General features: G+C 71.6%; 13 protein-coding genes. 7 read left to right on the top strand and 6 right to left on the bottom strand.

What is annotated here, in order from left to right:
• Positions 1-119 precede the first annotated feature (119 nt).
• The 4 genes from ABZ990_RS14615 to ABZ990_RS14600 all read right to left on the bottom strand — a co-directional run bounded on the left by ABZ990_RS14615 (position 120) and on the right by ABZ990_RS14600 (position 3,124).
• Positions 120-887 carry an SDR family oxidoreductase gene (locus ABZ990_RS14615; RefSeq protein ID WP_361230651.1) on the bottom strand — a complete coding sequence of 256 codons (768 nt, stop codon included), beginning with the start codon at positions 885-887 and terminating at the stop codon, positions 120-122.
• A gap of 32 nt (positions 888-919) precedes the next feature.
• On the bottom strand, positions 920-1,681 hold the full coding sequence (fabG, locus tag ABZ990_RS14610) for a 3-oxoacyl-ACP reductase FabG (protein WP_361230648.1): 762 nt from the start codon (positions 1,679-1,681) through the stop codon (positions 920-922).
• A gap of 178 nt (positions 1,682-1,859) precedes the next feature.
• Positions 1,860-2,243 carry a DUF3037 domain-containing protein gene (locus tag ABZ990_RS14605; protein ID WP_361230645.1) on the bottom strand — a complete coding sequence of 128 codons (384 nt, stop codon included), beginning with the start codon at positions 2,241-2,243 and terminating at the stop codon, positions 1,860-1,862.
• The gene (locus ABZ990_RS14600) at positions 2,240-3,124 is read right to left on the bottom strand and encodes a HipA family kinase (RefSeq protein WP_361230642.1); all 885 of its coding nucleotides are present in this window, start codon (positions 3,122-3,124) and stop codon (positions 2,240-2,242) included. The genes ABZ990_RS14605 and ABZ990_RS14600 overlap by 4 nt, the downstream gene beginning before the upstream one ends.
• Before the next feature lie 498 nt (positions 3,125-3,622).
• Here ABZ990_RS14600 and ABZ990_RS14595 point away from each other — a divergent pair, with 498 nt between their 5' ends.
• On the top strand, positions 3,623-4,387 hold the full coding sequence (locus ABZ990_RS14595) for an FCD domain-containing protein (RefSeq protein WP_361230639.1): 765 nt from the start codon (positions 3,623-3,625) through the stop codon (positions 4,385-4,387).
• A gap of 94 nt (positions 4,388-4,481) precedes the next feature.
• Here the strand turns inward: ABZ990_RS14595 and ABZ990_RS14590 are convergent, their stop codons facing one another.
• Positions 4,482-5,375: an IS982 family transposase gene (locus ABZ990_RS14590; protein WP_361230636.1), complete on the bottom strand. Its 894-nt coding sequence runs from the start codon at positions 5,373-5,375 to the stop codon at positions 4,482-4,484.
• A 63-nt stretch (positions 5,376-5,438) separates the two neighbouring features.
• Entirely contained in the window at positions 5,439-7,109 is a 1,671-nt protein-coding gene (locus ABZ990_RS14585) for an L-lactate permease (protein WP_361230633.1), read from the bottom strand.
• Positions 7,110-7,423: 314 nt separating this feature from the next.
• On the opposite strand from ABZ990_RS14585, the gene ABZ990_RS14580 reads away from it, so the two are divergent.
• The 6 genes from ABZ990_RS14580 (at position 7,424) to ABZ990_RS14555 (ending at position 13,313) form a co-directional block, all read left to right on the top strand.
• On the top strand, positions 7,424-8,191 hold the full coding sequence (locus ABZ990_RS14580; protein ID WP_361230630.1) for a (Fe-S)-binding protein: 768 nt from the start codon (positions 7,424-7,426) through the stop codon (positions 8,189-8,191).
• A complete protein-coding gene (locus ABZ990_RS14575) occupies positions 8,188-9,732 on the top strand; it encodes a LutB/LldF family L-lactate oxidation iron-sulfur protein (protein ID WP_361230627.1) in 1,545 nt (514 codons plus the stop codon). Before ABZ990_RS14580 ends, ABZ990_RS14575 begins: the two co-directional genes overlap by 4 nt.
• Positions 9,729-10,388, top strand: coding sequence for an LUD domain-containing protein (locus ABZ990_RS14570; RefSeq protein WP_361230624.1), 660 nt, complete (start codon positions 9,729-9,731; stop codon positions 10,386-10,388). The genes ABZ990_RS14575 and ABZ990_RS14570 overlap by 4 nt, the downstream gene beginning before the upstream one ends.
• A 277-nt stretch (positions 10,389-10,665) precedes the next feature.
• Positions 10,666-11,247 (top strand): hypothetical protein, encoded by a 582-nt coding sequence (locus ABZ990_RS14565; protein WP_361230621.1) that lies wholly within the window; start codon positions 10,666-10,668, stop codon positions 11,245-11,247.
• A gap of 167 nt (positions 11,248-11,414) precedes the next feature.
• Positions 11,415-12,428, top strand: a complete 1,014-nt coding sequence (locus ABZ990_RS14560; protein WP_361230618.1) for a DUF4232 domain-containing protein — start codon at positions 11,415-11,417, stop codon at positions 12,426-12,428.
• Positions 12,429-12,743: 315 nt separating this feature from the next.
• Positions 12,744-13,313, top strand: a complete 570-nt coding sequence (locus ABZ990_RS14555) for an adenosylcobinamide amidohydrolase (RefSeq protein WP_361230824.1) — start codon at positions 12,744-12,746, stop codon at positions 13,311-13,313.
• The last annotated feature ends 105 nt before the right edge of the window (positions 13,314-13,418 follow it).

Here is a 13,418-nt window from a genome sequence, read left to right as displayed (position 1 = left end):
GCCGACCATACCGCAGCGCCCCACCAGGTCAATGATCCGCCCTGGCAGGGCACTTGAGGCATTCAGCGTGCAACCGGGGCCAAACCGGTCACGACTTCAGGAAAGTGTCCGGATATCGGTCACCCGACACCGGCGTTCAGGAAAATCCCGCCGTCGACGACCAGGGTCTGCCCCGTGATCCAGTCCGACTGAGGCGAGGTCAGGAAGGCGGCGGCACCGCCGATGTCCTGCGGCTCGCCGAGCCGGCCGAGCGGGTACGGGGCGGCCGCCTCGGCCTCCCGGCCCTCGTACAGCGCCGCCGCGAACTTCGTCTTCACGACGGCCGGAGCGATGGCGTTGACCCGTACGGCCGGGGCGAATTCATGCGCCAGCTGAAGGGTCAGATTGATCATCGCCGCCTTGCTCATTCCGTACGCACCGATGAAAGGCGACGCCGAAAGCCCGGCGATCGAGGCGATGTTCACGATCGCCCCGCCGTTCTCCTTCTGCCAGGCCCGGTAGGTCTGCTGGGCGAAACCGAGCGCCGAGACCACGTTCGTCTCGAATACCTTCCGGGCGACAGCGAGATCGAGTTCGGCGATCGGGCCGAACACCGGATTCGTACCGGCATTGTTGACCAGGAAATCGACGCGACCGAAAGCCTCCATGGTGGCGGCGACCGCGGCGGCCTGGTGGGCCTCGTCGTGGGCCTTGCCGGGCACCGCGACGACCCGGTCGGACCCCAGCCGCTCCACGGCCTCCTTGAGGGCCTCCTCGCCTCGGCCGGTGATGCAGACCCGGTCGCCGCGCGCGACCAGGGCCTCGGCGACGCCGTAGCCGATGCCCCGGCTCGCACCGGTGACCAGGGCGACCTTGCCGGAGAGCTCGGGCAGTTCCCGCTTGCTCATACGTATGCCTCCTCGTGCGGCTTCGCCGGGCGTCAGTTGAGCGGGCCGCCGGCCACGTACATGACCTGGCCGGAGACGAAGCCCGCGGCGTCGCCCGTGAAGAAGGCGATGGCGTTGGCGACGTCCTCCGGCCGGCCGACCCGCTGCACCGGGATCATGGACGCGGCGGCGGTCTGGAAGTCCTCGAAGCCCATGCCGACCCGTTCGGCCGTCTGCGCGGTCATCTCGGTGACGATGAAGCCGGGAGCGACGGCGTTGGCGGTGACGCCGAACTTGCCCAGCTCCTTGGCGAGGGTCTTGGTGAGGCCCTGCAGACCGGCCTTCACGGCGGAGTAGTTGGCCTGGCCGCGGTTGCCGAGCGCCGAGGAGGAGGACAGCGAGACGATCCGGCCGAAGCCCGCGTCCACCATGTGCTTCTGGCACGCCTTGGCCATCAGGAACGCGCCCTTGAGGTGCACGTTCATGACGATGTCCCAGTCCGACTCGGACATCTTGAAGAGCAGGTTGTCGCGGAGCACGCCCGCGTTGTTGACGAGGATGGTCGGCGCGCCCAGCTCGGTCGCGACCCTGGCCACCGCCGCCTCCACCTGCGCGGCGTCCGAGACGTCGCAGCCGACGGCGAGCGCGGTGCCGCCGGCGGCGGTGATCTTCTCGACGGTGTCCTTGCAGGCCGCCTCGTCGAGGTCGAGCACGGCGACGGCGCGGCCCTCGGCCGCGAGCCGGATCGCGGTGGCGGCGCCGATGCCCCGCGCCGCACCGGTGACGACGGCTACCCGCTGCTCGGTGGTGGACATGCTTGTTCTCCTCGCCCTTGGGATCCCTGGATGCGGTCCGCACCCCGCGCCGCGCCCACTCCCCCGAGCATGAGCGACCGCTTAGTATCGTCCGCAGACGAGACGCTAGAAGCCCTGGCACCCGGTGTCAACGGCCCACCGGGTGCACCCGCCCCCAGGGGGCCGAAGAGGCGGGCCGCTACCGGACGAGCAGGTCGAGCAGGCGTTCCACCTCGGCCTCGGGATCGGTGGTCAGGCCGGTGTGCACCGGCCCGGGCTGCACCACGGTGGAACGGGGCGCCATCAGCCAGCGGAATCGCCGGCCGGCGTCGTCGGGCGCGGCCTGGCCCGCGGCCTCGCCGCCCGTACAGACCCCCTCGACGGCGCGCAGCGCGGCCCGGACGCCGGTGACGTCGGCGGCGGGGTCGAGCGCGGCGAGCTTGGTCTCGTCAAGATGGACGCGGGCGGCGACGTAGGACCGGGCCCGGCAGTAGACGACCACCCCGGCGTTGAAGCACTCGCCGCGCTCGACGCGGGGCACGACGCGCAGGAGCGCGTACTCGAAGACATCTCGGTGGGTCACGTGGTGCTGTCCTTCGGGGTACCGACCAGGGAGGTGCTGTCCGGGGCGGAGGCGTCCGCGCCCTGCGTCCGGGGCGTGAGGCGATCGGCGAGCCAGCCGGGGGGCTGCTGGGGCCGTCGCTCGACGCGGGGGCCGAGGGTGATCCGCTCGTGGATGGTGGCCGCGCGCGGGAGCAGCGCCGACACGTACGCGTCCCGCAGTTCGTCGGTGCTGTCGAAGCCGGGCTCGTCCACCAGCCACTCGTCGGGCACGTCGGCGGCGACCTCGGTCAGCAGTTCGCGGGTGACGAGCGGGGCCAGTTCGGCGGCGGCCGCGGCGATGTCGGGCGCGAACGGCGCGAGGGCGTGGTCCGAGGCGTCGTACGGCTTGGCGGCGGACGCCTGGGCGCCGGGCCAGTTGTGGTGCCAGATCATGGTGGCGCCGTGGTCGATGAGCCACAGATCGCCGTGCCAGACCAGCATGTTGGGGTTGCGCCAGGACCGGTCGACGTTGTTGACGACCGCGTCGAACCAGACGACCTTGCCCGCCTCCTTCGGGTCGACCTCGTAGGCGAGCGGGTCGAAACCGAGCGAGCCGGGCAGGAAGTCCATGCCGAGGTTGAGGCCGCCGCTCGCCTTGAGCAGCTCCTGCACCTCCTGGTCGGGCTCGGACAGTCCGATCACCGGGTCGAGCTGGATCGTCACCAGCTCCGGCACCCGCAGCCCGAGCCGCCGGGCCAGCTGCCCGCAGATCACTTCGGCGACCAGCGTCTTGCGCCCCTGGCCGGCGCCGGTGAATTTCATGACGTACGTACCGAGATCGTCGGCCTCGACGATCCCGGGGAGCGAGCCGCCCTCACGCAGTGGCGTGACGTAGCGGGTCGCTACGACCTCTTGCAGCACTTCCCGGGCCACCCTTCTCTTCGACCTGACAATCCACGGATGATCTCTCCGTGGTGTCGAGGTGGGAATCACCGGTCGACGGTGCTGGGGAAGATCCGGAAGTGCCGGCCGGCGAGCCGGTCTCCCCGCTCCCCCGGCGGACCGTCGATGGTGCCGTGCGCCTCTTGCCGCCGGCTTCCGGCGTGAAGTGAGCATAGTAACCGAGGGTGATCGTCGGTGAGGAGTTTCGAAGCCGCCGAGCAAGGGGCACGACGGGCTCTCCGACCGGCTTCCGGCGGAATCGAGGCGCGGGGTGTACCGAAGGGTGGGGTGCACCGAGGGCAGGGTGCACCGAGGGCCGCCAAGCCGTTCTTCGGGGCCACCGCCCCCTGCCCGGGTTTCACCTGGCCGGCCAGGGTTGTCCCCCTGACACATTGTGGTCGGACCTTATGCCAGTTGTGCCATAGTGATGTTCTGAATTCCGATAGGGCGAGCAGACGGGCTGGGGAGGCACCGACAGTGGCCGAATGGCTTCCGGTCCGACAGTCGCGGACACACGAACTCGTCCTGGAAAGCGTCGAGGAACAGGTGCTCGCCGGCGAACTCAAGGCCGGCGACCGGCTTCCGCCGGAGCGCGAGCTGGCCCAGGCGCTCGGGGTCAGCCGGTCGGCCCTGCGCGAGGCGCTCCGGGTCATGGAGACGATAGGCGTCCTGGTGGCCACCGCGGGGCGCGGTCCGGACGCGGGCGCCCGCATCGTGCAGAACCCGGACGACGCCCTGGGCCGCCTGCTGCGGCTGCATGTCGCGCTCGGCAGCTACAGCCTCGAGGACGTCCTGGAGGCCCGGGTGACCCTGGAGCGCTCCAGCTTCGAGGCGGCGGCCCGTTTCGCGCACGAGGAGCAGTTGGCCGAGGCGGAACGGCTCCTGGAGCGGATGCGCGAGCCGGACCTGTCCATCACCGAGTTCAACGACCTGGACACGCGGTTCCACGTGTACATCGCCCGCATCTCGGGCAACGAGCTGATCTCGACACTGACCTCCGCGGTGCGCGAGGCGGTGCGGACGTTGATCCTCAAGGCCGAGGAGGCCACCGGCGAGGACTGGCCGGCCACGGCCCGCGCACTCGACGAGCAGCACACCGAGCTGCTGCGGCTGATCCGGGCCGGTGAGGGTGGCCGGGCCGCCGACCTCGTGGAGCAGCACATCCGCGGTTTCCACGGCACGCTCGTCGAGGTCGGCGGCCCGGCCGATTCCGATTCCGGGGCCGCGAAGCACTCCTCATAGGGCTGCGACTTAAGGCTGCGACCGGAAGGGTATGCCGGGCGGCGAGCCGGTGAACCTTGCCGGTCGCGGTACTAGATGAGTCATTCCGATGTGTTCAGTGGTCGTAGGCGATCAGGGATCGTATGACCGGTTGCCTGGTCTTGTGGTTGTGCCAGACCGCTGCGGCCAGGGCGAGGACGCGCTGTGCGACGCGGACGGCGACGCCCTCGAAGGTCCGCCCGCCGTGCTGTTCCAGGTTGAGCTGGCCTTTGAGCGTGTCGTTCACCGACTCGATCAGCTGCCGCACCGACTTCAGCAGGGACTCGCCCTCGCGGGGCTTCTCCCGCTTGAACGACGGCCGCAGCAGATTCGCCCCGCGCAAGGCCAGATCGCCCTCGAACTCCTTGGAGGCGAAGCCTTTGTCCGAGATCAGCAACAGGCCGGGCCGGTCGGTGACCGTGTCCGGTTCGCGGTCCAGCATCGCTGTCAGCACTTCGCGCTCGTCCAGCTTCGGGTTCGCCAGGGCCCACAGGATCGGCATCCCCGCCGGGGTGCAGACCAGGTACAGCCGCAGGCCCCAGAAGAACCGGGAGTGACTGGCGCAGTATCCGTATCCGGCCCAGCCGGCCATGTCCGACCGCTTCACCGTGGGCCGTGACCGGCCGCATTCGACCGGGGTGGAGTCGATGATCCAGTGGTTGTCGAACCAGAAGTCGCTGTCCGTCGCCAGGAGCCGTATCGCCTGCTTGACCAGCGGGAGTGCGGCCCGCAGACGCTTGTTCCAGCCCGGCTGCTTGGGGATGTACGGGAACATCGCGCCCAGGCGGCAGCGGACGAACCGCAGCCATCTGGACTCCGAGGTGAAGCCCAGCATCGCTTGGGCGACGGCGAGACAGACGAGTTCGGAGTCCGTCAGCCGGGGCGGGCGTCCCAGCCATCGGGTGTCTCCGATCTCGTCATCGATCTTCACGTACAGTGCGGTGAGCAGGGCGTCCAGGTCATTCGTCACAGATCGATCATGGACGCCCTGTCTGCGTTCCCGAACGCACCGTCAGCATTCGGAATGACTCGTCTAGGGCAGCATCCAGGACAGCGCCGGCAGCGACTGCAGGTAGACGAGGGCGCAGAGGATGGCGAGCATGCCGAGGCTGTAGCCGGCGACCTTGCGCAGCAGGACGCGTTCGCTGCCGGGTTGACCGACGGCGGTCGCGGCGATCGTCAGGTTCTGCGGGCTGACCAGCTTGCCGACCACTCCGCCCGAGGTGTTCGCGGCGACGAGGAGGGTCGGGTCGATGCCGGCCTTCTGGCCCGCGGTCTGCTGGAGCGTCGCGAAGAGGGCGTTGGCCGAGGTGTCCGAGCCGGTGACGGCGGTGCCGAGCCAGCCGAGAGAGGGCGACAGAAGGGCGAAGACGCCGCCGGCCGCGGCCAGCCAGGTGCCGATGGCCATGGTCTGGCCGGACTGGTTCATGACGTAGGACAGGGACAGCACGGTCGCGACGGTGGCGATGGCGACGCGCATGTTCACCACGGTGCGGCCGGCCGCGCGCAGCGCCAGCCGCCCGGTCATCGGGTACCGCTCGCTGCCGGTCAGCCGGTAGATCAGCGTGACCAGCAGGCCGGAGAGGATCAGCAGGGTGCCGGGGTTGCCGAGCACCTCCAGCTTGTAGACGGCGCTGCCGGCCGGGGCACCGTCGGGTGCGAGCAGCTCGCCGTACAGACCGGGCCACTGGAGGAGGACGTTCCAGCGGGCGAGGGCGGCGGGTACGTCGAGGGCGCCGGTGTTCAGCTTGGCGAGCCCGAAGACCATGATGACGAGCAGGTACGGCAGCACGGCGAGGGTGACGCGGCGCGGGGTGAGCGGCTGGGCCTCGACCCGTGAGCGCTGGTCGTCGGGGGTGGCGGGCTTCCAGAAGCGGAGCATGAGCACGGCCGCGACGAAGCCGGCGAGCGCGGCGACGACGTCCGTCAGTTCGTAGGCGAAGTGACCCGCGCACCAGAACTGCGCGGTGGCGAAGACGGCTCCGGTGACCACGGCTATCGGCCACAGCTGGCGCACGCCGCGCCGTCCGTCGACGAGGAAGAGCAGCAGCGTCGGGACGAACAGGGCGAGCAGCGGGCTCTGGCGGCCCACGACGGCGGCGATCTCCTCGGCGGGGATGCCCGTGAGGTTGCCGGCCGTGGTGATCGGGATGGCCATGGCGCCGAAGGCGACGGGGGCGGTGTTCGCGACCAGGACGGTGACGGCGGCGCGCAGCGGCGGCAGACCGAGCGCCATCAGCATGGCCGCGGTGATGGCGACGGGGGCGCCGAACCCGGCGAGCGCTTCGAGGAGGCCGCCGAAGCAGAACGCGATGAGCATGGCCTGGACGCGCAGATCGCCGCGGCCGACCGCGCTGAAGGAGCGCCGCAGGTCCTCGAAGCGGTTGCTGACAACGGTGAGTTCGTAGAACCAGATGGCCGCGACCACGATGAGCATGACCGGGAAGAGGCCGAAGACGGCGCCCTGCGCGGCGGACAACAGGCCGAGCTCGACGGGCATGCCCATCCCGAACACGGCGACGAGCAGCGCGACGAGCAGCGCGCCCAGCGCGGACTGCAGCGCGGGCCGCTTGGCGACCATGAGCAGGACGAAGAACACGGCCAGCGGAAGGAGGCCGAGGAGTGCCGTACCGGCGAGGCTGTCACCGACGGCGTGCGCGTCTGGGGTGAAGGCGGCGAGGACCGCCGGGGGTGCTGAGGCCACGAAAAGTACTCCTCGTCGAGTTCCGGACCATGCGAGCAGAGGATGCGCGCCCACGGAGCGCGGCAGGAAACGGCAGGAAACGGCAGGGAACGGCAGCGGCTGCGGCCTGCTGACCGTTCGGAGTGCTCGCCGCTCCGGGCGGCGGGCGCCCTTAGTAGCGCACTGGCTAACACCTGATGTCAATAAGGTCGGACCACATTGTCGTCCGGCCTAGGCGTGGGGCGACACGCTGTCCTTTTTGGCACGACGGAAGTATGGTCGGACCGTAAATCGCCTCGCGAGACGTGCGAGAACGAGATTGTGGAGGCTCTCCCTTGCGTATCGGACTCTTCGCCACGTGCCTGGGAGACACCCTCTTCCCCGACGCGGTCAGGGCCACCGCCATCCTGCTCAGCCGGCTCGGCCACGAGCTGGTGTTCCCGCCGGACCAGACCTGCTGCGGGCAGATGCATGTGAACACCGGGTACCAGCGCGAGCCCGTGCCCCTGGTGCGGGGCTTCGTCGACCAGTTCGGCGACGCCTCGATCGACGCCGTCGTGATGCCGTCCGGCTCCTGCGCCGGATCGGTCCGCCACCAGCACGAGATCATCGCCGAGCGGTACGGGGACCCGGCGCTGCGTTCGGGGGTCGCGCGGGTCAAAGCGAAGACGTACGAGCTGTCCGAGCTGCTCGTCGGCGTACTCGACACCGTGGACGTCGGCGCGTACTTCCCGCACCGGGTGACCTACCACCCCACCTGTCACTCACTGCGCATGCTGCGCGTCGGCGACAAGCCGCTCCGGCTGCTGCGCGCCGTCGACGGGATCGACCTCGTGGAACTGCCCGAGGCCGACTCCTGCTGCGGCTTCGGCGGCACGTTCGCCCTGAAGAACGCCGACACCTCCAGTGCCACGCTCGCCGACAAGCTCACCAACGTGTGCGGCACCGGCGCCGACGTGTGCACGGCCGGCGACTCCTCCTGCCTGATGCACATCGGGGGCGGACTGTCCCGGATCCGCTCCGGCACCCGCACGCTGCACCTCGCACAGATCCTCGCCGCCACCCGCACCACGCCGTACGCCATGACGGAGGCCGCCCGATGAGCGACACCTTCCTCGGCATGCCCGCCGTCCCGCCGCGCGCCCCGTACGGAGCGGGCAACCTGCGAGGCGACCGGACGTTCCCGAAGGCCGCCCGCACCGAACTGCGCAACGAGCAGCTGCGCGGCAATCTGCACCGGGCCACGCACACCATCCGTGCCAAGCGGCTCGCGGTCACCGCCGAACTGCCCGACTGGGAGCAGTTGCGGGCAGCCGGAGCCGCGATCAAGACGGACACCATGAACCGCCTTCCCGAGCTGCTCGAACAGCTGGAGGAGAAGGTCACCGCGGCCGGCGGCACCGTGCACTGGGCGCGCGACGCCGTCGAGGCGAACGCGATCGTGCGCCGGCTCGTGGAGGCGACGGGCAGCAAGGAGGTCATCAAGGTCAAGTCGATGGCCACCCAGGAGATCGGACTCAACGAGTACCTGGAGGAACGCGGCATCCGGGCCCACGAGACCGATCTGGCCGAGCTCATCGTGCAGTTGGCCGACGACAAGCCCTCGCACATCCTCGTCCCGGCGATCCACCGCAACCGCGACGAGATCCGGGAGATCTTCCTCCGCGGCATCCCCGGCGTCGACCCGGGGCTCGACTCCGTACCGGCACACCTCGCGGCCGCCGCGCGCGCCTATCTGCGCGAGAAGTTCATGACGACGAAGGTCGCCGTCTCCGGGGCCAACTTCGCCGTCGCGGAGACCGGCACCCTGTCGGTCGTCGAGTCCGAGGGCAACGGGCGCATGTGCCTGACCCTGCCGGAGACCCTGATCACGGTCATGGGCATCGAGAAGGTGCTGCCCCGCTACCGCGACCTGGAGGTGTTCTTCCAGCTGCTGCCGCGCTCCTCCACCGGCGAGCGGATGAACCCCTACACCTCGCTGTGGACCGGGGTCACCCCGGGCGACGGGCCGCAGGACTTCCACCTCGTCCTCCTGGACAACGGCCGCACCGCGGCGCTCGCCGACGCCATCGGCCGCGAGGCCCTCAACTGCATCCGCTGCTCGGCCTGTCTGAACGTCTGCCCGGTGTACGAGCGGACCGGCGGCCACGCGTACGGGTCCACGTACCCCGGGCCGATCGGGGCGGTGCTCACCCCGCAGCTCGCCGGCATGCACGAGGCGAAGGACGACCCCAACTCCTCGCTGCCGTACGCCTCCAGCCTGTGTGGAGCCTGCTTCGACGCGTGCCCCGTGAAGATCGACATCCCCTCGCTCCTCGTCGAGCTGCGCCACCAGAACACCGAGCGCGCGGGGACGACGGCCGAGAAGCTGGCGATGAAGGCGGCGGCCGCGGTGATGTCCCGGCCGAAGGTGTACACGAGCGCGCAGAAGGCCGCCGGGCTCGGCCGGGTGATCGCCGGCCGGGACCGGAAGATCACCCGCCTGCCACCGCCGTTCGACGGCTGGAGCGCGAGCCGGGACACCCCCGCGCCGCCGAAGCAGACCTTCCGTTCGTGGCTGGCCTCCGCCGAGGGGGCGGCCACGCTGCGCCAAGCCGCCGAGGAGGGTGCGGCCACCGCCCAGAACCCCGAGGAGCAGCGATGACGACCACCCCCGGAACCGGCACCGGAACCGACGCCCGCACGGCCGTGCTCGGCCGGGTCCGTGACGCGCTGGCGCTCGCGACGAAGCCCGACGTGCCCGTGGAACGTACCTACCGCACCGGGCGCACCCTGCCCGACGCGGAACGGCTCGAACTGTTCGTCGACCGGCTCGTCGACTACAAGGCCACGGTGGTCACCTGCACCGCCGACACGACGGCCCTCACACTCGCGCGGGTGCTCGCGGAACGCGGGGTCCGCACGGTGGGTGTACCGGTGGGTCTGGACCCGTCCTGGCTCGGCGCGTTCGACGGCACGGTGCGCGAGGACGCGGCGGACGTGCCGGCACCGCGGCTGGACGCCCTGGACGGCGTGGTGACGGCGTCCGCGGTGAGCTGCGCCGAGACCGGCACGATCTTCCTCGACGGCTCCCCCGGCCAGGGCCGCCGCGCCCTGTCCCTCGTGCCCGATCTGCACGTCTGTGTCGTCGACCTGTCGACGGTCGAGGCGGGCGTGCCCGAGGCCCTGGCCCGGCTGGTCCCCGAGCGGCCGACGACGATGATCAGCGGCCCGTCGGCGACCTCCGACATCGAGTTGGAGCGCGTGGAGGGGGTACACGGCCCGCGCACCCTGGACGTGGTGATCCGCACCGACGTGTGAGGGCCGCTGCCCGTGGCCGCTCCTCCGCCCCGGCGGGGCGCACCGGATGACGACGTGCCCGGCCCGGCCGGCCTCCGACGAGCCGGTGGGTGGGGGCGGGCGAGGGCGGTCGAGGGGTGAGCGCGCGAGGCCGGGCCGATCCGGCACGTGGTGATGATGTTCGACGGGCGGGGTGCGGCTTCTGCGGGCGGAGGGCGCCTTCGGGCGGGGGGCTTCTGCGGGCTGAGCCGTACGGAAACCGCTCGACGGTTTCCGTACGGCCTGTCAGGGTGAGGCCGTGACATGGAGTGAAGGCGACTGGTTCGCGGCGGGGCACGAGAGCGAGCAGGAGAGTCTCTACGCGTACCGGATACGCGGGCGGGGCCGCGGCGGGGTGGTCCTGTCGATCGGGGGCGTCGGCGACACACCCGACCGGGTGCTGGCCCTGCCGGACGGCGACCGGCGACGGATGCCCGTGTTCGCGACGGCCATGCAGGCCCGGCGGTACGCCGAGCGGCGCGGCCGGCCCCTGGCCTACCCCGAGGCCGACACCCTGGAACTCGTCCGGGTCCAGCACTGGCTGGCGGACCCGGTGCGCCGGCGGGTTCCCGCGGGTGCGGTGCTGGAGGCCTGGAACTTCTTCGAGGACCTGACCCTCGGTCTGGCCCCCGATCCGCTCGCGGCCGACCGGCCGTGGCGGTCCGCCGTGCACGACAGCGCTTACGAGAAGTTGTTCGGCGGCGAGTGCGACATCTGGACGCCCGAGGAACAGGGCGCCGTCCGGGAGCTGCTGACGGACGGGGTGGAGCTGTGGAACTCCTGTCCGGTGGTGGTGCGTCCCCGGGTGGTCCGCGCCGCCACTGCCAAGACCGCCGGCTGACTCGTTCGTGCCCGCGCCCCACACCCGGACCTGTACCCGGACCTGTACCCGGACCTGCTCCGGCGCGCGGCAGCTCCCGTACGGCGGAGGGCCTTTGTGACGCCCCTGTGACCGGAACTATGGCTTCCCTCACACCTCCGGGACGCGCTCCCTGATGGGATGCCTTGATGCGCCGCTTCCCCGCCGCCCGCCCGGCCCTCGCCGCGACCACCCCTCTCGTGTCGGCTCTCGCCGCGACCGCGCTGCTCCTCACGGGCTGCGGGACCACACCCGCGGACGGCGGGAGAACAGGCACGGACGGCACCCCGGCCGCACTCCCGTCCGGTACGCCGATCGACGACCCGGGCAAGGACGGTGTACGGGTCGTCTCGCTGACCCCGCCGCCGGCCCCGCCTTCGTCCTCGCCCTCACCCTCGCCCTCCCGTCCTTACGCCGTGCACGCCGATCCGCTTCCCACGGCCCTGGCCGGCGCGGGAACCTCCGCCGCCTACGAGGTCGTCAACAAGGGGCCGGTGGCGCTGACGTACACCGTCGTCATCACCTTCACGAACGAGGACGGCGGGGCCATGGACAACCAGCGGGTGACCGTGCGCGATGTCGCCCCCGGGAAGACCGTACGGGGCACGGTCCAGGCCCAGGCGTTCACGCCTCGGGTGACGGGGGCGAAGGTGACGACGGTGACCAAGGTCCCCGCGAGCGAGGCCCCGGCCGAGGTCGGCACCTGCCCCGCCTCCGGGATCCGGATCGGTGCCGACGACGGCAACGCGGCCATGGGGCTGCGCGTCGTGGGCCTGCGCCTGGACAACTGCGGCACGCGCGACTACACCGTCGAGGGCTACCCCCTCCTCGAACTCCTCGACTCCCGGCGCGAGCCCGTCGACGGCGTGCGGATTCTCCACGGCAGCGGGGAGATCACCACGGGCCTCGGCCCCGACGAGCCGCCCCGGCGGGTGACCCTCCGGCCGGGCGAGTCGGCGACCGCCGCCCTGGCCTGGCGCAACACCACCGAGTCCGGCACGCCGGTGAACGTGCCCTACGTACGAGTCCGGGCGAAGGCGGGCGCGGGCCCGGTGACGGTGACCCCGCACCTCGACCTCGGGACCACCGGCAAGCTCGGGGTCACGCCGTGGAAGAAGGCCGGACAGCAGGCAGCGTCCGGAGGTTCACGGCCGGGTTCCTGACCGCCCGCCCGCGCGGGTCCCGGCCATTCCGCTTCCGTTCCGTCCTGCGACGGACGCGAACCACCGGGCCCGGACAGGCCGTTCGCCGAAGAAGATCGCTCCCCCGTCGTCTGTCCGGAACGGGCCGGAAACGGGGCCGGTACGGGCCGGTGGCCCCGGCCGGGGCGCGGGTTAGGGTGCGGGGTGCTCTCGCGATCCCCGGCCGCCGCACCGGACATCAGCCCCGCCTCGCTCGCCGACCCCGTCCTCCTGGACCACACGGAGGACGGCCGGCGCTGGCCGCTGCTGGTCTGGGCGCCCGGACCCGGCACCCGGATGGTGTCCAGCGCCGTTCTCGGCGGTGGCCTCGGGGAGCGGAGCTGGGTGGTCAACGCCCAGGTGCCCCCGGGGTACGGGCGGCTCGACCCGGTCGATCATCTGCGCGAACTGGCCGCCGGAGCGGGGCTGTCCGGCCCCGGTGTGGGTCTGATGACGGCGGCGGAGCTCGACGAACGGCGGTTCGCCGCCGACGACGGCGCCGAGGCCCTGGTGACCGCCGGGATCGGGGTACGGGGGTGGGCCGCGGCCCCGGCCCCGGGCACCGTCGGCCCACCGCGCCCCGGCACTATCAACATCGTCGTCTCGCTCCCGGTGCCGCTCTCGGACGCGGCGCTGGTCAACGCGATCGCCACGGCGACCGAGGCGAAGGTCCAGGCACTGCTCGACGCCGGGGCCGACGCCTCCGGCACCCCGACCGACGCGGTCTGCGTCGCGTGCCCCTCCCCCGGCCGAGGTCCGGCCGAGCCCTTCGCCGGTCCGCGCTCCGTCTGGGGCGCCCGGCTCGCCCGCGCCGTGCACCGGGCGACGCTGGAGGCGTGCGCGCTGTCGCTCACCCGCGGCGTCTGACGGACCTGGCGGACCGCCGGGGACGAGGGCGGGGACGGGGACAGGACCGGCCTCGGGGAGCACCGGGCGAGGACGCCGGGCATTCCGCCGGACGGTTCACCGGGC

The organism is Streptomyces sp. NPDC046203 (genome assembly GCF_040646255.1).
Taxonomy (GTDB): Bacteria; Actinomycetota; Actinomycetes; order Streptomycetales; family Streptomycetaceae; genus Streptomyces.
Note: the sequence above shows the minus strand (reverse complement) of the source record. Positions and strands in the feature narration are given on the sequence as shown.

Bases quoted from the DNA above. Each gene is read 5' to 3' on its own strand.
- ABZ990_RS14615 (WP_361230651.1), bottom strand. From the start codon at position 887: ATGAGCAAGCGGGAACTGCCCGAGCTCTCCGGCAAGGTCGCCCTGGTC.
- fabG (WP_361230648.1), bottom strand. From the start codon at position 1,681: ATGTCCACCACCGAGCAGCGGGTAGCCGTCGTCACCGGTGCGGCGCGG.
- ABZ990_RS14575 (WP_361230627.1), top strand. From the start codon at position 8,188: ATGAGCGACACCTTCCTCGGCATGCCCGCCGTCCCGCCGCGCGCCCCG.
- ABZ990_RS14570 (WP_361230624.1), top strand. From the start codon at position 9,729: ATGACGACCACCCCCGGAACCGGCACCGGAACCGACGCCCGCACGGCC.
- ABZ990_RS14560 (WP_361230618.1), top strand. From the start codon at position 11,415: ATGCGCCGCTTCCCCGCCGCCCGCCCGGCCCTCGCCGCGACCACCCCT.
- ABZ990_RS14555 (WP_361230824.1), top strand. From the start codon at position 12,744: ATGGTGTCCAGCGCCGTTCTCGGCGGTGGCCTCGGGGAGCGGAGCTGG.